The 16,147-nt window shown below is 63.3% G+C and carries 16 protein-coding genes and 1 pseudogene; 8 read left to right on the top strand and 9 right to left on the bottom strand.

The features are described from left to right. Positions 1 to 18 precede the first annotated feature (18 nt). Positions 19 to 2,088, top strand: a complete 2,070-nt coding sequence (locus tag LB557_RS24490) for an FUSC family protein (protein WP_224642457.1) — start codon at positions 19 to 21, stop codon at positions 2,086 to 2,088. On the opposite strand, the gene LB557_RS24495 is transcribed toward LB557_RS24490, so the two are convergent. Continuing rightward, positions 2,085 to 3,209, bottom strand: coding sequence for a DUF2336 domain-containing protein (locus LB557_RS24495; RefSeq protein WP_224642456.1), 1,125 nt, complete (start codon positions 3,207 to 3,209; stop codon positions 2,085 to 2,087). The genes LB557_RS24490 and LB557_RS24495 overlap by 4 nt on opposite strands. Before the next feature lie 152 nt (positions 3,210 to 3,361). On the opposite strand from LB557_RS24495, the gene LB557_RS24500 reads away from it, so the two are divergent. Both LB557_RS24500 and LB557_RS24505 read left to right on the top strand, forming a co-directional pair. Further along, positions 3,362 to 3,814, top strand: a complete 453-nt coding sequence (locus LB557_RS24500; RefSeq protein WP_140791008.1) for a MaoC family dehydratase — start codon at positions 3,362 to 3,364, stop codon at positions 3,812 to 3,814. After that, positions 3,814 to 4,695, top strand: a complete 882-nt coding sequence (locus LB557_RS24505) for an HpcH/HpaI aldolase/citrate lyase family protein (RefSeq protein WP_140821881.1) — start codon at positions 3,814 to 3,816, stop codon at positions 4,693 to 4,695. The genes LB557_RS24500 and LB557_RS24505 overlap by 1 nt, the downstream gene beginning before the upstream one ends. Positions 4,696 to 4,698: 3 nt before the next feature. Here the strand turns inward: LB557_RS24505 and LB557_RS24510 are convergent, their stop codons facing one another. Beyond that, entirely contained in the window at positions 4,699 to 5,307 is a 609-nt protein-coding gene (locus LB557_RS24510) for a flavin reductase family protein (RefSeq protein WP_140723633.1), read from the bottom strand. After that, positions 5,308 to 5,893, bottom strand: a pseudogene (locus tag LB557_RS24515) (nitroreductase). Between the two features lie 155 nt (positions 5,894 to 6,048). On the opposite strand from LB557_RS24515, the gene LB557_RS24520 reads away from it, so the two are divergent. Further along, a complete protein-coding gene (locus tag LB557_RS24520) occupies positions 6,049 to 7,011 on the top strand; it encodes a hypothetical protein (RefSeq protein WP_140616135.1) in 963 nt (320 codons plus the stop codon). A gap of 3 nt (positions 7,012 to 7,014) precedes the next feature. On the opposite strand, the gene LB557_RS24525 is transcribed toward LB557_RS24520, so the two are convergent. The 4 genes from LB557_RS24525 to yidD form a co-directional block, all read right to left on the bottom strand. After that, positions 7,015 to 7,953 (bottom strand): lysophospholipid acyltransferase family protein, encoded by a 939-nt coding sequence (locus LB557_RS24525; RefSeq protein WP_140616133.1) that lies wholly within the window; start codon positions 7,951 to 7,953, stop codon positions 7,015 to 7,017. Positions 7,954 to 8,039: 86 nt separating this feature from the next. After that, complete coding sequence (gene thrS / locus LB557_RS24530; protein ID WP_224642455.1) at positions 8,040 to 10,016, bottom strand: threonine--tRNA ligase; 1,977 nt, start codon at positions 10,014 to 10,016, stop codon at positions 8,040 to 8,042. A 143-nt stretch (positions 10,017 to 10,159) separates the two neighbouring features. Continuing rightward, on the bottom strand, positions 10,160 to 10,978 hold the full coding sequence (gene blaOXA, locus LB557_RS24535; RefSeq protein WP_224642454.1) for a class D beta-lactamase: 819 nt from the start codon (positions 10,976 to 10,978) through the stop codon (positions 10,160 to 10,162). A 138-nt stretch (positions 10,979 to 11,116) separates the two neighbouring features. Continuing rightward, complete coding sequence (gene yidD, locus LB557_RS24540; RefSeq protein ID WP_224642477.1) at positions 11,117 to 11,491, bottom strand: membrane protein insertion efficiency factor YidD; 375 nt, start codon at positions 11,489 to 11,491, stop codon at positions 11,117 to 11,119. Between the two features lie 322 nt (positions 11,492 to 11,813). On the opposite strand from yidD, the gene LB557_RS24545 reads away from it, so the two are divergent. After that, positions 11,814 to 12,731 carry a LysR substrate-binding domain-containing protein gene (locus LB557_RS24545; protein WP_140616125.1) on the top strand — a complete coding sequence of 306 codons (918 nt, stop codon included), beginning with the start codon at positions 11,814 to 11,816 and terminating at the stop codon, positions 12,729 to 12,731. A 22-nt stretch (positions 12,732 to 12,753) separates the two neighbouring features. Here LB557_RS24545 and LB557_RS24550 read toward each other — a convergent pair whose 3' ends face one another. Then, the gene (locus LB557_RS24550) at positions 12,754 to 13,221 is read right to left on the bottom strand and encodes a cell envelope integrity protein TolA (RefSeq protein ID WP_157163658.1); all 468 of its coding nucleotides are present in this window, start codon (positions 13,219 to 13,221) and stop codon (positions 12,754 to 12,756) included. A 20-nt stretch (positions 13,222 to 13,241) separates the two neighbouring features. Beyond that, a complete protein-coding gene (locus LB557_RS24555; RefSeq protein ID WP_015317578.1) occupies positions 13,242 to 13,688 on the bottom strand; it encodes an iron-sulfur cluster assembly scaffold protein in 447 nt (148 codons plus the stop codon). Positions 13,689 to 13,928: 240 nt separating this feature from the next. Here LB557_RS24555 and folE point away from each other — a divergent pair, with 240 nt between their 5' ends. The 3 genes from folE to LB557_RS24570 all read left to right on the top strand — a co-directional run bounded on the left by folE (position 13,929) and on the right by LB557_RS24570 (position 16,123). Continuing rightward, positions 13,929 to 14,564 carry a GTP cyclohydrolase I FolE gene (folE, locus tag LB557_RS24560; protein ID WP_015317577.1) on the top strand — a complete coding sequence of 212 codons (636 nt, stop codon included), beginning with the start codon at positions 13,929 to 13,931 and terminating at the stop codon, positions 14,562 to 14,564. A gap of 42 nt (positions 14,565 to 14,606) precedes the next feature. Continuing rightward, complete coding sequence (gene hisI / locus LB557_RS24565; RefSeq protein WP_224642452.1) at positions 14,607 to 15,068, top strand: phosphoribosyl-AMP cyclohydrolase; 462 nt, start codon at positions 14,607 to 14,609, stop codon at positions 15,066 to 15,068. An 80-nt stretch (positions 15,069 to 15,148) separates the two neighbouring features. Beyond that, entirely contained in the window at positions 15,149 to 16,123 is a 975-nt protein-coding gene (locus tag LB557_RS24570) for a patatin family protein (protein ID WP_411908811.1), read from the top strand. Positions 16,124 to 16,147 lie beyond the last annotated feature (24 nt).

Here is a 16,147-nt window from a genome sequence, read left to right on the forward strand (position 1 = left end):
TGACATGGAGACCAGCATGTGACCTGGGCGCGGCTGAAAACCTATTTCGAGACGAGCCTGGCTGGGCTGACGCAACCGACACGCTCGGACTGGATTTTCGCGCTGCGCACCGTTTCGGCCGGTATGATCGCATTGCTGGCCGCTTACGCGCTGAAGCTCGACCATCCGCAATGGGCGATGATGACGGTGTTCATCGTCGCCCAGCCGGTGGCCGGCATGGTGCTGGCGAAAGGCTTCTACCGCCTGCTCGGCACGCTGGCCGGCGGTGTCGCGGCAATTGGCATCACCACGGCATTCGGCACCGGCCCCTGGATTCTGGTGACGGTGCTTGCTGTCTGGATTGGCATTTGCACCTTCGTCTCGTCGCTGCTGCGCAATCCCGAAGCCTATGGCGCGGCTCTTGCAGGCTACACCGCAATGATCATCGGCCTGCCCGCTTTCGGACAACCGCATCTGGTCGTAGACCTCGCGGTCGCGCGTTGTGCGGAGATCGTGCTCGGCATCGTCTGCGCCGGCCTCACCAGCCGGCTGATCCTGCCGAAACTGGCCAGCGACGCCATCGTCTCGCGGCTGAAACGCTGCATACTCGACCTCGCCACCTATGCCGGCGGTGCGTTTTCAGGCGGCGACCGGGCAACGCTGATCGGCCTGCACCGGAAGCTTGTCGCCGATACCCAGACGCTTGGCGAGATGCGCGCCTATGCCAGGCTCGAAGCGCCGAGCTTCGCGCCGCGCGCGCATTCGGTGCGGCGCACTATCGGACAACTGCTTTCGGCACTTTCGGCGGCACGCGCGCTCTATTCGCATGCCGCTCCCAAAAACGCCGCCCTCATCCCGGTGCGCTCGGAACTGCAGGCCCTTGTCAGCGAACTGGCAGCCAAGCCGGGAGCGCTGGACGATACCTCATCCTGGGTGGCGCGGCTCGACGCGATCTCGATCAGGGCCAGGCAAATGCCCGACGCCTCGATCGAGCCGGGTGAGGACAGGGTCGGCACCATTACCCGCCTTACCATAGCGGCCGATTTCGCCGAGGCGCTGAAACAGGTGCTGCGTGGCCTCGACGCCTTGCGCGCGCCGGTCACGCGCCGTCCAGGTCCCGGCAGCCAGCAGCCGGCCCTGGTGGTGCATCGCGACTATCCCGGTGCTACGCGCAACGCCATCCGCGCGGCCGTTGCCACGCTGCTGGTGGCGGCTTTCTGGCTGACGACGAAGTGGTCGGAGGCGGCCGGCACCGTCATCCTCGTTGCCGTCGTGTCGAGCCTGTTTGCCGCTCGCCCCGACCCCGTGCAGGTATCCTGGGGGTTCTTCAAGGGAACGCTGCTCGCTTTGCCTTTTGCCTTTCTCGTCGGCCAGGTTGCGCTCCCCGCTCTGCCCGGCTTCGGCTGGTTCATGCTGTTCGTCGTGCCCATCATGGTGCCGGCGGCACTCGCCATGGCCAATCCGCGCTATGTCGGCGTGGCGACCGCTTTCGCCATCAATTTTCTGGCCTTTCTCAGCCCACATCAGGCGATGACCTACGATCCCGGCCCCTTCTTCGCCGGCTCGGCATCGATCCTGGTCGGCATCCTCTTGGCCATCGGCGTCTTCATCGTGGTATTGCCGGCCGATCCATGGCTCGCGGCCGACCGCATCGTGCGGGCCATGCGGGAGGATCTGGCGCGGCTTTGCCTGCATGAGCGCGTGCCGAGGCGCTCAGCCTTCGAGAGCCTCGCTTACGACCGGGTCAATCAGTTGATGCCGCTGGTGCAGAATTCCGGCAGGAAGGGCGAGGCGGTGCTGGGCGGCGGCGTCGCTTCCGTCACGGTCGGCCTGGAAATCCTGCGGCTGCGCACGGCCAGCCAAAACCATGCCCTCCCATCGGAAACGACGCTTTCAATCGCCACCTTCCTGAGGGGACTGGCGCGCGAGCTGCTTTTCCGAGCCCCTGGGGATCCGCAAACAGCGGCCATTGCCGTCGCCCGGCAGTATGCGGCAGGCATCGCCCAGCGAAACGCCACCGGCGACATGCTGCAGATCGCGGCGTCCCTGCGCATCATCGCCGCGGCGATGGAAGATTTCCCGGATTTCTTCGCGAGGGAGAAAACCTAGGCAGCGGCGATCGCCAGTGCATGGCCGCGTGCGTTCTCACGCAGGGCGTCTAGGTGGATCGATTTGACCAATGCGGCAAGGTCGCCTTCGGCGGATTGCCCGCCTAATTCCTTGAGCATCAGCCAACTGACTTCCTGCACGCCGGCGACGCGCTTGCCGTTGGCGACCTCGCGCCAGATCTTCAGGGCGCGCAGGATGACGGCATGCGTGGCGGCAGCCATGCCGGCACTGCGGAACAGCGCCTGCAGGGCCACGTCGTGCCCGCCGGCCAGCAGCGCCCTCACCCGTGGTTCGGACTGCTGGCTAAGCGCCACCAGCGCCGAGCCGAAGAAATCGACCTTGCCGTGCGCGATGGTGCGGATCAGGAAGCTCGCGGTCAGATCGCCGCGCAGCCTGAGATGCTCGATCAGCGCCGCGTGCTCTTCTTGGCGCGTGCCCTCGATCAGCGTCACCGAGGCCTTGACGCAAGCATCGCGCATGACCCTGTCGGCACGCGCGGCTCCCATCAATGCCATGACCAGCGGCGATGTCTTCAATGTCTCGCCGAGCTTGACGAGCAGCATATGCCGGCAATCGGCAGGCAGCCTGATATCCGATATCAACGCCTCGCGCACCAGAGGCAGATGCCCGTGGCGTTCCGCCATGCGCCTGAAGCTGAGTGACGCGATGTCGGCGCCGCTATTGGCCAAAAGCACGGCGCAGGCCTCCGCCTCGCCGACCTCGGCGATGGCCGCCGAAAGCGCCATCGAGACTACAGGCCGCTCGGCGATCAGCTTCTGCGTTGCCTTCTGGCTCGCCGCCACACGGTTGATCAGGTCGGCGTCGGTGAGCAGCGGCGAGCGCGCCAGCACGACACCGGCGACCTCCGGCTGGTCGGCGGCAAGCGCACTGATGATCTGCAACGGCGCGTGATGGCTCATCGAGAACGCTTCCGCCATCGCCAGCCGCACTTTCGACGAGGCGTCGTCGAGCAGCAGCGTCAGCGCGGCCTCGGCGGCACAGCGGTCCTCGAACGGCAATTCGCAATTGACATAGGCTCGGGCCAGCGCATGAGCGGCGGCGGCGCGCTCCGAAACCCTGGCCGTGTAGATCCATTTCAGGAAATGCGAAACAACTACCATGCCCGTCTGCTTACGCCCCATGCCGGAAGGTTTCCGGCCCCGTGAGAAGGGTAGGCAGAAATGGTTTACGAACGGTTCACCATGTTCATTAACTGGCTTGCGAGCGCCTGAAGCAGCGCCTATCAACCGTCAGACAGCGCAGGAGGCGGAAGATGGCTGGGCTATATCTGGAGGAGTTTGTCGTCGGCCATGTCTTCCAGCACACGCTGCGCAAGACTGTGACCGAGAGCGACAACATGCTGTTTTCGGTGATGACGCTGAACCCGCAGCCGCTGCATATCGACTTCGACTTCGCCGCTAGGAGCGAATGGGGCAAGCCGCTGGTCAACTCGCTGTTCACGCTCGGCCTGATGATCGGCATTTCGGTCAACGACATCACGGTCGGCACGACGGTCGCCAATCTGGGCATGAAGGAAACCGTGTTTCCTCACCCGGTCTTCCACGGCGACACCATCCGCGTCGAAACATCTGTCGTCTCGGTGCGCGAATCCAGGTCGAAGCCCGATCGCGGCATTGTCGAATTCGAGCACCGCGCCTACAACCAGCATGGCGATCTGGTCGCGAAATGCATCAGGCAAGCGATGATGCTGAAGAAGGCAGACTGATGCGCTCGCTGCTGTTCGTTCCAGGCGATTCCGAACGGAAGCTGGAGAAGGGATTTGGCGCCGGCGCCGACGTGGTCATCGTCGATCTCGAGGACTCCGTGGCGCCGCAGAACAAGGCGCGGGCGCGCGAGATCGCGGCGCGCTTTATCCTCGAACGCAGGGGGCAAACCAACTCGGCGCTTTATATCAGGGTCAACGACCTCTCGACCGGAATGACGGACGATGATCTTGCCAAGCTCGTTCCGGCAAGGCCGGACGGCATCATGCTGCCTAAATCGAACAGCGGCCAGGATGTGCAGCAGCTCGCGGCCAAGCTCAGGGTTTGGGAAGCCGAAAACGGCCTGCCCGACGGGTCGATAAAAATCCTGCCGATCATCACCGAAACTCCGGCGGGCGTGCTCGCAGCCGCCACCTATGCAGGGACAAGCGCACGGCTCGCCGGTCTCACCTGGGGTGCGGAAGATCTGTCGGCGGCGATCGGCGCACGCTCTGCCCGCGACGAGCACGGCCGCTACACCGATCTCTTCCGTCACGCCCGCCTGACGACCATTCTCGCGGCCGGAGCCGCGGAAGTCGCCGCGATCGACACCGTATTTCCCGGCTTTCGCGACATGGCGGCCTTCGCCGCGGAATGTGCCGACGCCGAGCGTGACGGTTTCACCGGCAAAATGGCGATCCACCCCGATCAGGTGCCCGTCATCAACACCGCCTTCACGCCCTCTGCCGAGGCGGTGAGACAATCGGCGGCTATCGTGGCGGCCTTCGATGCGGCCGGAAATCCGGGCGTCGTCGGCATCGACGGCAAGATGTTCGACCGTCCGCATCTGCGGCTGGCCGAACGCCTTCTGGCCCGCGCGAAAGCGGCCGGGATATCCGCCTGACGGCTACTCCTTGCCCCAGCGTGGCCGCCGCATCGAAAAGACCTCGTCGACGCTGGCGTAATCCATGTAACCGAGACGCGCGACATTGCCGGCCTTGGTGATGTCGAACAGGCCGTCTTTCAGGAAAGCATCGTCGATGTGAACGCCGATCACCTCACCGGCGACGACAAAGGCACTCGTCGGTGATCCGTCCAGCGCCTTCGGGCGAAACACTTCCGTCACCCGGCATTCGAGCGCCGCTGGTGCAGCCGCCACGCGCGGCGGCTTGACGAGACGCGAGGGCGCCATGGCGAGATCGGCATAGATGAACTCGTTGACGCCACGCGGTGCGTCGACGGATGTGTAGTTCATCTTGTCCGCAAGATCGCGGCTGACCAGATTGGCGACGAACTCGCCGGTTTCCTGGGCAAACGAGGCGCTGTCCTTCTCACCCTCCGAGGAAAACCAGACAATGAAAGGTCGCGTCGAAAAGGCGTTGAAGAAGGAGTATGGCGCCAGATTGACCTCGCCGGCCTGGTTCAGCGTCGATATCCAGCCGATCGGGCGCGGCGCGACGATCGCCTTCGAAGGATCGTGCGGCAGGCCATGCCCCTTGGACGGCTCGTAGAACATTCAGCCCGCCCAAGGTCCGGCGTAATCGGTGTAGAGCTTGGCCGGATCGGGCCGTGGCCGCTCCGGCGCCGGACCGGCGTAGGAGCCGATATGGACGAAACCGACGACGCGCTCCTGCGGCGCCAGTCCGAGAATCGCCCTGCCCTCCGGCACGTCGGAATACCAGTTGCTGATCATGTTCGTGCCGTAGCCCAGCGCAGTGGCCGCGATCATCAGGTTCATCGCCGCCATGCCTCCGGACAGGAACATCTCCCATTGCGGGATTTTTGGGTTCTCCCTCGGAATGGATACGACACCGATCACCAGCGGCGCGCGCGAGAACCGCGCCAGTTCCTGGTTGCGACGGCCTTCCGGCAACGGCCCCTCGCGCTGTTCGGCCAAGGCCGCTAGTTTTTTGCCGATCTCGATGCGGGCTTCGCCGCGATAAAGGATGAAGCGCCAGGGTTTCGAGCCGTCCATGGTCGGGCACGCGTGTGGCGGCGGTGATCATCGTGGCGATATCGGCGTCGCTGGGCGCCGGTTCCCTGAGGTCGGGTATCGGCGCTGAATTTCGGGTCAATAGAAAGTCGATGATCGGCGACGCCATGGGCGCAAGTCTCCTGAAACACTCTGTTTTGAGCTGAAGCGCACCATCGGGAATTCGGGCGGCTCGGGCAAAGGCGCGCAAACGCCGGGCTGAAGAGTCCCGGATCGGACTCTTAAGCCTTGAAATTGCCACCGCCATGGGCTTCAACGCAAGGCATGTTTGAGGGGCGACTGCGTCTTTTCCTGGTTCGGCTCTGCGCCGCGCTGTTCCTGCTGCCGGTCTCCATGGCTGTCGCGCAGGAAAAGGACGGCGTCGGCGACCTGAAACTTCCCGGAATTTCGAGCTATGCAACGCCGAAGAGCGAGACCCCGCTGGCGCTTGGCGGCGGTGGCGCCATTACGCTCTCGGCCCAGTTGACCGACAAGGGCACCGACATCACACGTGGGCTAGTCTGGCGTGTCTTCAAGCCAGAAGCGGTGAACGGCAAATTGCCCATGGTCGCCTCCTCCCATGGCGGCAGCGCCGTCTTCCAGCTCGAGCCCGGCAGTTACCTGGTCCACGCTTCCTATGGCCGCGCCGGCGCCACCAAGCGCATCACAGTCGGCAAGGAAGCCAAGCGAGAAAGCCTCGTGCTCGATGCCGGCGGCCTGAAGCTAGACGCGGTCCTGTCCGGCGGCGTGCGCATACCGCCGAAGAAACTGCGCTTTTCGATCTATGAGGGCACCGCCGAGGCCAATGGCGACCGCGCGCTGATCATTCCCGATGTCGAACCCAACAGCGTCGTGCGGCTCAATGCCGGCATCTATCATGTCGTCTCGACTTACGGCGCGGTCAACGCCGTCATCCGATCCGATATCCGCGTCGAGGCGGGCAAGCTGACGGAAGCCACCGTCGAGCATCACGCCGCTGAAATCACCATGAAGCTGGTACGCGAGACGGGCGGCGAAGCGATTGCCGACACCTCGTGGTCGCTGCTTAACGAATCCGGCGATCCGATCAAGGAAACCGTCGGCGCCTTCGCCTCGATGGTGCTGGCCGAAGGCGACTACACCATCATCGCCAAGAACCGCGATCGCATCTACCAGAAGGATTTCACGGTCGTTGGCGGGCAGAACCAGGAAATTGAGGTTCTCGCCACCGAAGCAGCGGCGATGGATCCCGAGGAAGGCGCCGATTAGCCTTCAGGCGGCGAGCTTGGTTCGCGCCGGGAGGAACGGAATGCGACGGCGCGGCAGGCTCGGCGCCAGGTCGAATACACCGCGATAGAGACGGTCGAGCAACGTTTTGCGGTCGCGCAGCGGCTCCAGTTCGTTCCAGCTCAGCACGTTGCCGACGCGCACGTCGATCGCCCTGCCGGACAGCCGCGCGAATTCACGAATGAGCAGCGAGGTGCGCAAGGTCAGCGAGGCCTTGCCGACGAATTTGGCCACCCGCCCGTCGCGCTCGGCCATGTTCATCGGCCCGCTGACCAGATGGAAAAGCCTGCCGTTCTGGCCGGAGAAATGCATGGGGATGACCGATGCCTTGGCCTCCTGGACGAGACGGGCCGGAAACATCTTCCACGGCAGGTCGCGCGCGCGGCCAAAACCCTTGGGCGCAGTGGCGACACCGCCGGCCGGAAACACCACGATGGTGACACCTTCCCTGAGCAGCCGGACCGCCTCATGGCGCACGGCCATGTTGTTCTTCACCGCGTCCTTGGTCTCGGAAAAGTCGATCGGCAGCGAATAGGGCTCCATCTCGCGGATCCTGAGCAGGTCCTTGTGGATCATCACCCGGAAAGGCCGGCCGAGTTGCTCTGCCAGCGATAGCACGGCAATGCCGTCGCCGATGCCGAAGGGATGGTTGGCGACGATTACCAGTGGCGTGTCGGGCAATTGCGCGGGCGGCCATTGGTCGGGAATTCGGACGCCCACGTCAATGAGGTCCAGCATGCGGCTGAACACACGCTCGCCCGTCGGCACCACCTGGCGGCGCCAGAAATCATAAAGCGCGGCAAAGCGATCGCGGCCCGACAGGCCTTCGACCGAATGGATGAACCAGCGCGCCAGCGCCGGCTGGTGCGGATTGGCGTAGGAAAGCTCTGGGAACGGTCGTTCGCGCGATTTCAGCTTGAGCATAGGGGCTCGTTACAACGTTGCCGTGACAGGGATATGAAAATGGCGGTTGATCGCTCCACCGCCATTCGATCGAAAAACACTCCGATTCAAGCAGCGCGCTTGCGTCGGCGATCAGGCGTGATCGCTTCTTCGGTCAGCCGTTCGATTGCTTCGGCAAGACCAAGCGATTCCTGATCGCGCGAGCCGAGCCGGCGGATGTTGACCGTCTGCTCCTCCGCCTCGCGCTTGCCGCAGACGAGGATGACCGGCACCTTGGCCAGGCTGTGCTCACGGACCTTGTAGTTGATCTTCTCGTTGCGCAGATCGGCTTCCGCCAACAGCCCGGCGGCCTTCAGCTTTGCCACGACCTCGGTCGCATAGCTGTCGGCGTCTGACGTGATCGTCGCCACCACCACCTGCAGCGGCGCGAACCATAGCGGGAAGTGGCCGGAATAGTTCTCGATCAGGATCCCGAGGAAACGCTCCATCGAACCGCAGATGGCGCGGTGCACCATGACCGGCTGCTTCTTCTCCGAATCCGAGCCGATGTAGAAGGCGCCAAAACGCTCCGGCAGGTTGAAGTCGACCTGCGTCGTCCCGCATTGCCATTCGCGGCCGATGGCATCCTTCAACACATATTCGAACTTCGGCCCGTAGAAGGCGCCCTCGCCCGGATTGATCGAGGTCTTGATCCGATTGCCGGACCTTGTCCTGATCGTCTCCAGCACGCCGCCCATGATCGCCTCGGCATGATCCCAGGCCTCGTCCGTGCCGACGCGCTTTTCGGGCCGTGTCGACAGTTTGACGCTGATTTCGTCGAAACCGAAATCGGCATAGGTCGACAGGATCAGGTCATTGATGCGCAGGCACTCGGCCGCCAGTTGTTCCTCGGTGCAGAAGATATGCGCATCGTCTTGCGTGAAGCCGCGCACGCGCATCAGCCCGTGCAGCGCGCCCGACGGCTCGTAGCGATGCACATTGCCGAACTCCGCCAGCTTCACCGGCAGGTCGCGATAGGATTTCAGCCCATGCTTGAAAATCTGCACGTGGCCCGGGCAGTTCATCGGCTTCAGCGCAAAGATGCGGTCATCGTCTGTTTCATCGCCGGCGACCGTCACCTTGAACATGGCGTCGCGGTACCAGCCCCAGTGGCCTGACGTCTCCCACAGGCTCTTGTCGAGCACCTGCGGGGCGTTAACCTCCTGGTAGCCCTGCTCGTCGAGCCGGCGCCGCATGTAGTTCACCAGGTTCTGGAACATCTTCCAGCCCTTGGCGTGCCAGAAGACCACGCCCGGCCCCTCTTCCTGGAAATGGAAAAGATCCATTTCGCGGCCGAGCTTGCGATGATCGCGCTTCTCGGCCTCTTCCAGCATCGTTTGGTAGGCTTCGAGCTGCGCTTGGTCGGCCCAGGCCGTGCCATAGATGCGCGTCAGCATCGGATTGTTGGAATCGCCGCGCCAATAGGCCCCGGCCACCTTCATCAGCTTGAAGGCATTGCCGATCTGGCCGGTCGAGGCCATGTGCGGACCACGGCAAAGGTCGAACCAGTCGCCCTGCGCATAGATCTTGAGATCCTGGTCCTCGGGAATGGCATCGATCAGTTCGAGCTTGTAGCGCTCGCCCTTGTCGGCGAAGACTTGTCTCGCCTTGTCGCGCGACCAGACCTCCTTGGTGAACGGCTTGTTGCGCGCGATGATCTCGCGCATCTTCTTCTCGATCACCGGGAAATCGTCCGGGGTGAACGGCTCGTTGCGGGCAAAGTCGTAATAGAATCCGTTCTCGATCACCGGCCCGATGGTGACCTGCGTTCCCGGCCACAGCTCCTGAACAGCTTCGGCGAGCACGTGCGCGGTGTCATGGCGGATGAGTTCCAGCGCGCGCGGATCGTCGCGGGTGATGATCTCCACCTTGCCGGATTTGCCCAGGGGATCACTGAGGTCGCGCACCGTGCCATCAATGGCATAGGCCACGGCCTTCTTGGCCAGCGACTTCGAGATCGATTCGGCGAGACCCGCACCGGTCATCGCGGCATCGTAGTCGCGCACGGAGCCATCGGGAAATGTCAGGGAAACGGAATTCAGCATGTGTATCTCCTATCCAGTCCCGCAAACGAGCGCGGGTGGTAAATGCAGATCATCAGCGGTTCGGGGCTGCGACCTGCCAGGGTGCCGGATGCGTCCGGCGGCGGCATCTTTTATGAGCAGATGCCGCCGCCGTAAAGCCCGGCTCACTTAATCAGCCGTGGCAGGTCCTTCAGGAACGCGGCCCGTGTCGCCAACCCCTTCGGCATGTCGGTGCGTTTCGTATCGACGACGAGCCGGGCGAACACGATCTGGCGGCCGTCTTTCCCAGCCCAGCCGACAAACCATCCGAGCGAGCGCTTGTCCTTGCCGCCCGCGCCGAGCCTGGTCGTGCCGGTCTTGCCCTGAACGGCCCAGTCCCCAGCCTTGAAGTTCGGCATGATGGCGCGTGTCATTTCATGCGCCTTGGCCGACACCGGCATTGTGCCGGCCAGCAGTTGCCGCAGGAAGGCAACCTGTTCGACTGGCGTGATCTTGAGCGAGGAGTTAACCCAGGAATGGGTGAGCCCGTCATCCCTGCCAGGATTGCCGGAAACGTCACCATTGCCATAGTTGAACTTCGATACGTAGCCGGCAAATTTCTGAGGTCCGAGCCTGCGGGTGATCTCGCGCGAGAACCAGATGATGGAATCACGTTCCCAGATCGTCGGATCGACGGTTTTCTGGTCGCGTTTCACCGCGTTGAACTCGGGCTTGTAGTCCCATGCCGGGGTATGTTCATCGGCAAGGATGCCCGCGTCGTAGCCGATCAGCGAAAGCGGCACCTTGAACGTGGAGGCTGGGCTGAAGCGCTGGTCGCAGGTACCGTCCTGGTAAAGCGTCTTGCCGCTCTGGGCATCGGCGATCAGCGTGCATTGCACGTCCGCTAGCGGCGCGGACTGCGCGCGCATCGGAAATCCCAGCAGCCAGGCGAGCAGGAACAGGACACCAGCCATGATAAAGGGAAGACGATCGACATTGCGCATTTTCTGCTCGCTCCAGAAGGGGGTTCGCGAGCGGGCTTAGCGAGGTCTCTTGTCTCGATTTTGTCTCAAATGCGCAGTTGTTGTGCAGGCTTGCGTTAACCCTACCGGAGCGTAAACGGCGCGACGCGACCAGCCACCCTAGCCCTGCGCTTCGCCGCGCTTGCGACCAATCCGCCAGTACCGCCATGGCATGAACCAGACGTAGCGGGATGCCAGCGCCTGCGGCACGAGATCGATGCCATGCGTGCCGAATGGGCCGCAGCGCAGCACGCGGAACAACCCCATCCAGCCGCCGGCCCAAAGGCCATGGCGGGCGATCGCCTCATGCGCGTATTCCGAACAGGTCGGCAGATGGCGGCAGGAATTGCCGACAAAGCCGGACAGCGTCAATTGGTAAAGCCGCACGAGCGAGGTGCCGAGCAAGCGGCCCGGCGTCTTGCGCCAGGGGCCGGGCCAGTTGCGGCCGCGCCTCGACGCTCCGGCTGTATGCGCATGCCTGTGCTGGTCGCCCACTGCGATCTCCGCGTTTTCCAGCTGATAGATGTGCGCTTGCACCGGAGAACGCAATCCCGATCGCCGTGCGGTCACGGGCGGGAACGGCGAAATGGCCGTCGGTCGGCTGGCGGCGTCCACCGGCCAGGATGAGACCATTCTTCGTGATGCCTTGTAGCGCGTCTTTCGTGGCGCCATTGGAACGTCGCGATCCGTATGACGTCGCCAAGGATCTCAAGCAACTGCATCATGGCGGCATCTCCTTGAAGACGATTAGACCGCCGCTGGCCTTCGCCTTCAAACGAGTATAATTTCCGCTTCGGATAATCCTGGGTTATGCGAAATGAAGCGTGGACGCTTGCCCCTGACGGCGTTGAGGAGCTTCGAGGCGGCGGGGCGGCATTTGAGCTTCAGCAACGCCGCCGAGGAGCTTTTCGTCTCGCAGGCGGCGATCAGCCGGCAGATCCGCGAACTCGAAACCTTCCTGCGCCAACCGCTTTTCGAACGGCACCATCGCCGCGTCGAACTGACGGATGCAGGCCGTCGGCTGCTTGCTCAACTGGTCAGAAGTTTCGACGACATCGACAAACTACTCTCGGAACTGGTCGCGGTTCCCGCGCAGGCCGTGGTTCGTGTCAGCGTCGAGCCGTCGATTGCATCCGTCTGGCTGGTACCCCGGCTCAACCGGTTTCGCCAGTTGCGGCCCGATATCGACGTCTCCCTCGAAGTGGACCCAAGGCTGATCGAGTTCCGCAGCGACCAGCCCGAACTTGCCTTACGTTTCAGCTCGAACGCGACGTCATGGCCCCGCAGCGAAGCCGAGCGGCTGGCCTCGACAGTCGATTCGCCGGTTCTGTCGCCGGCGCTGCTTTCATCGGGCCCAGCCCTCGGGAAGCCGGCCGATCTTGCTCGCTTCACGCTTTTGCACGAGGAAAACCGCCAGGGTTGGACGCGCTGGTTCGAGGCGGCGGGCGTACCCGCCAACGCCATGCCCACGCGCGGGCCGATGCTTGCGGACGCCTCACTCTCCAAGCAGGCCGCGCTGCTCGGCCACGGCGTGGCGCTGGGCGATCTCCTGCAGATTGGAGAAGAATTGGAGACCGGGGCACTGGTCAAACCGTTCGACATCGATGTCGCATCCGGGGCCTATTGGCTGGTGGCCAGGAGTTTGCACAGTCTCTCCGAACCGGCCGCGGCCTTCGCCGACTGGCTAAGAAGCGAATTCATCGAAAGCAGGCGAGCGCTGAAAGCTCCGGCCTGAGCCGTGCGCTGGCCGGAGCCGGCTACTTTACCTTCTTGTATTTTCCGAGAAGTTTATCGAGGTCGTTGATGTCCATGGACGGATGTCCCGCCGCCGGGTCGACTGCTGGGTAGAATGTGACGACGATGTCGCGCCACAAATCATAGTCGGCGCCGTAGGACGCCAGCCCGGGAAACGGCGCGCAACGCGTGATCGCGCGAATGGCGGCTTCGGCAACCTTATGCCTTGCCGATGTCACGGGGCCGACGATTTTTGGCGGCCCGGCGAGCGATCCGTCCTTGTTCAGGCTGATCCGGACGCGTGCAGTATTTGTGGCATTTGCGGGCACGTTCCAACAGGGCTGGACGGCCCTCATGAGATAGTCGCCGATATCGCGCTGGACTGCTGGTTCCGCCCCGCTTGAGCCACCGGCCGACACAAGTGAAGCGGCAAGAGTACCGGCGAACACAAAGCCATGGCATGAACGACCGCTCTGGCGGGATCCGCTCACCGTAAGCTCGAAGACCACTCTCAGGCCGCTTCGTCGGCGCGCTTCTTCTCGATCTGGCCGATGGCGTCGACCACGGCGTCGAAAGTCAGCATGGTCGACGCGTGACGCGCCTTGTAGTCGCGCACCGGCTCCAGATAGCCGAGGTCGGCGAAGCGGCCTTCCGGCGGCGCGCCGTTCTCCTTCAGCATCTTCAGCATGGTCTCGCGCACCGCGCGCAATTCCTCAGCGCTGGCGCCGACGACATGTTGCGCCATGATCGAGGACGATGCCTGTCCGAGCGCACAGGCCTTCACGTCGTGGGCGAAGTCGGTGACCACGCCGTCCTCCATCTTGAGGTCGACGGTAACGGTCGACCCGCACAGCTTGGAATGCGCCTTCGCGGTCGCGTCGGGATGATCGAGCCGGCCGATGCGGGCGATATTTCCGGCAAAACCGAGAATTTTCGCGTTGTAGACGTCGTTGATCATTATTTTCCAATCCGTCGCCGCCAAGCGAACAGCGATTGCCGTTGTTGCGTCTTTCATTCGCTCGGCACGACCATATATAATGCTGGCAGTCCGGTATCGACAAGGCGGCGAACGCCACTGTCCTTGCCGGGAAGTTCACGCCGCTTACGGGGCTGGAAACGGGGCGAGTTTCCGACACCGAAAGGTCGTGGTCCGTTCAACTCGTTCCTCCTCAGAGAGGAACTACGGGAGACGCCTTTTATGGATGCCGTCATCAAGAAACTAATGCCCCAGTCCGCCTATATGGAAAAGCCGGTCACCGACCGCCCGAGCGAGGCCGAAGTCGAGGCCGCCGTACGCACCTTGCTGCGCTGGACCGGCGACAATCCGGATCGCGAGGGTTTGATCGACACGCCCAAGCGCGTGACCAAGGCCTATCGCGAAATGTTCGGCGGCTACGACATGTGCCCGGCCGAGGAGCTTGGCCGTACTTTCGAGGAGGTCGCCGGCTACGACGACCTGGTCATCGTCAAGGACATCCAGTTCCATTCGCATTGCGAACATCACATGGTGCCGATCATCGGCAAGGCGCATGTCGGCTACCTGCCCGACGGCAAGGTCGTCGGCCTGTCCAAGATCGCGCGCGTCGTCGATATCTTTGCCCATCGGCTGCAGACGCAGGAAGCCCTGACCGCCCAGATTGCCGGCGTCATCCAGGACGTGCTCAACCCGCGCGGCGTTGCCGTCATGATCGAGGCCGAGCACATGTGCATGGCCATGCGCGGCATCCGCAAGCAAGGTTCCACCACGCTGACCTCCACCTTCACAGGCGTCTTCAAGGATACGCCCGAAGAGCAGGTTCGTTTTGTCACCATGGTGCGCGGCGGCAGGGCGTAAGCCCTTTGCCGACGTCGCGGTCAACAGGAAGATAGACCGGCAATGTCGGCACTGGAATTTCCGGAAGCTCCCTCGGACAAGAAAGCCTTGGAGGAAGGCGCGGTGTTTTCGCCGCGCTTCGATGCCGCCGGTCTTGTCACCGTCGTCGTCACCGATGCCGCCGACGGCATGCTGCTGATGGTCGCGCATATGAATGTACGGGCGCTGGCTCTGACGCTGGAAACAGGCATTGCCCATTACTGGTCGCGCTCGCGCAACACGCTCTGGAAGAAGGGCGAAACCTCGGGCAATTTCCAGCATGTCGTCGAGATGCTCACGGATTGTGACCAGGATGCGGTGTGGCTTCGCGTGAAAGTGTTGGGCCACGACGCAACCTGTCACACCGGCCGGCGTTCATGCTTTTATCGGACGGTGGGGCTGATCGACGGCAAGGGGACGCTTGCCGACGACGGCAGCAAGCCGCTGTTCGATGCGGAAAACACGTATCGGAAGCCATCAGCTTGAACCTTCTGCCTGACACCGACCACATAGATTCATCATTTCGATACGGCCCGTCCGTATACTAGCCTGGGACAAGGGAGATCATGATGCTCGAATGGGCGTCATTGCGTAACAGACCAGATGTCAGGGAGGCCAACGGCCTGTCCTCGGCAGGCGGCGCATCCGAAACAACCTCCCCCAAGAAAACAGGTATTTCGCTCGCGCTCGGCGGCGGTTGCGCCAGAGGCTGGGCCCATATCGGCGTGCTGCGCGCGCTCGATGAAGCCGGCATCGAAGTTTCGATGATCGCCGGCACCTCGATCGGCGCCCTGGTCGGTGGCTGTTATCTGGCCGGCAAACTGGATGAGCTGGAAGAGTTCGCCCGCAGCCTCACCAGACGACGTATCTTCGGCCTGCTCGATCTCAACCTGCGCGGCAGCGGCCTCTTCGGCGGGATGAAGCTGGACGCGCGCCTGCGCGAGCACGTGGCCGGCATCCGCTTCGACGATCTGCCCAAGCCATTTGTCTGCGTCGCGTCGGAAATCCGCACCGGCCACGAGATCTGGCTGTCGAGCGGATCGCTGATCACCGCCATGCGCGCGTCCTACGCGCTGCCTGGCGTGTTCGAGCCTGTCGATTGCAACGGCCGCGTGCTGGTGGACGGAGCGCTGGTCAACCCGGTGCCCGTTTCGGTCTGCCGCGCCTACGAGCAGCCGCTCGTCGTGGCGGTCAACCTCCACTACGACCTGTTCGGCCGCGCCGCCGTGATCAAGCACAGCGCTGGCGAGCTGGTTATCGAAAAGGATGCGCCAAGGCCCGGCCAGGTCGACGCCCAACACCAATCGCACCAGACGCGTTTGGGCATCACCGGCGTGATGGTCGAAGCCTTCAACATCATCCAGGACCGTATTTCGCGGGCGAGACTTGCCGGCGACCCGCCCGACATGTCGCTGCAGCCCAAGCTCAGCCATATCGGCCTCACCGAATTTCACCGGGCCGACGAGGCGATCCAGCTCGGCTACCAGGCGACGATGGCGCAGATCGGCGAACTGACGCGGCTGCAGACGGTTCTCGCCTAGACCATTTCCTCAAGTTGTATTGGC

This window comes from Mesorhizobium sp. BR115XR7A (genome assembly GCF_020165315.1).
GTDB lineage: Bacteria > Pseudomonadota > Alphaproteobacteria > Rhizobiales > Rhizobiaceae > Mesorhizobium > Mesorhizobium australicum.

Bases quoted from the DNA above. Each gene is read 5' to 3' on its own strand.
- LB557_RS24495 (WP_224642456.1), bottom strand. From the start codon at position 3,209: ATGGTAGTTGTTTCGCATTTCCTGAAATGGATCTACACGGCCAGGGTT.
- LB557_RS24500 (WP_140791008.1), top strand. From the start codon at position 3,362: ATGGCTGGGCTATATCTGGAGGAGTTTGTCGTCGGCCATGTCTTCCAG.
- LB557_RS24505 (WP_140821881.1), top strand. From the start codon at position 3,814: ATGCGCTCGCTGCTGTTCGTTCCAGGCGATTCCGAACGGAAGCTGGAG.
- LB557_RS24510 (WP_140723633.1), bottom strand. From the start codon at position 5,307: ATGTTCTACGAGCCGTCCAAGGGGCATGGCCTGCCGCACGATCCTTCG.
- LB557_RS24520 (WP_140616135.1), top strand. From the start codon at position 6,049: ATGTTTGAGGGGCGACTGCGTCTTTTCCTGGTTCGGCTCTGCGCCGCG.
- LB557_RS24525 (WP_140616133.1), bottom strand. From the start codon at position 7,953: ATGCTCAAGCTGAAATCGCGCGAACGACCGTTCCCAGAGCTTTCCTAC.
- thrS (WP_224642455.1), bottom strand. From the start codon at position 10,016: ATGCTGAATTCCGTTTCCCTGACATTTCCCGATGGCTCCGTGCGCGAC.
- blaOXA (WP_224642454.1), bottom strand. From the start codon at position 10,978: ATGCGCAATGTCGATCGTCTTCCCTTTATCATGGCTGGTGTCCTGTTC.
- LB557_RS24545 (WP_140616125.1), top strand. From the start codon at position 11,814: ATGAAGCGTGGACGCTTGCCCCTGACGGCGTTGAGGAGCTTCGAGGCG.
- LB557_RS24555 (WP_015317578.1), bottom strand. From the start codon at position 13,688: ATGATCAACGACGTCTACAACGCGAAAATTCTCGGTTTTGCCGGAAAT.
- folE (WP_015317577.1), top strand. From the start codon at position 13,929: ATGGATGCCGTCATCAAGAAACTAATGCCCCAGTCCGCCTATATGGAA.
- hisI (WP_224642452.1), top strand. From the start codon at position 14,607: ATGTCGGCACTGGAATTTCCGGAAGCTCCCTCGGACAAGAAAGCCTTG.
- LB557_RS24570 (WP_411908811.1), top strand. From the start codon at position 15,149: ATGATGCTCGAATGGGCGTCATTGCGTAACAGACCAGATGTCAGGGAG.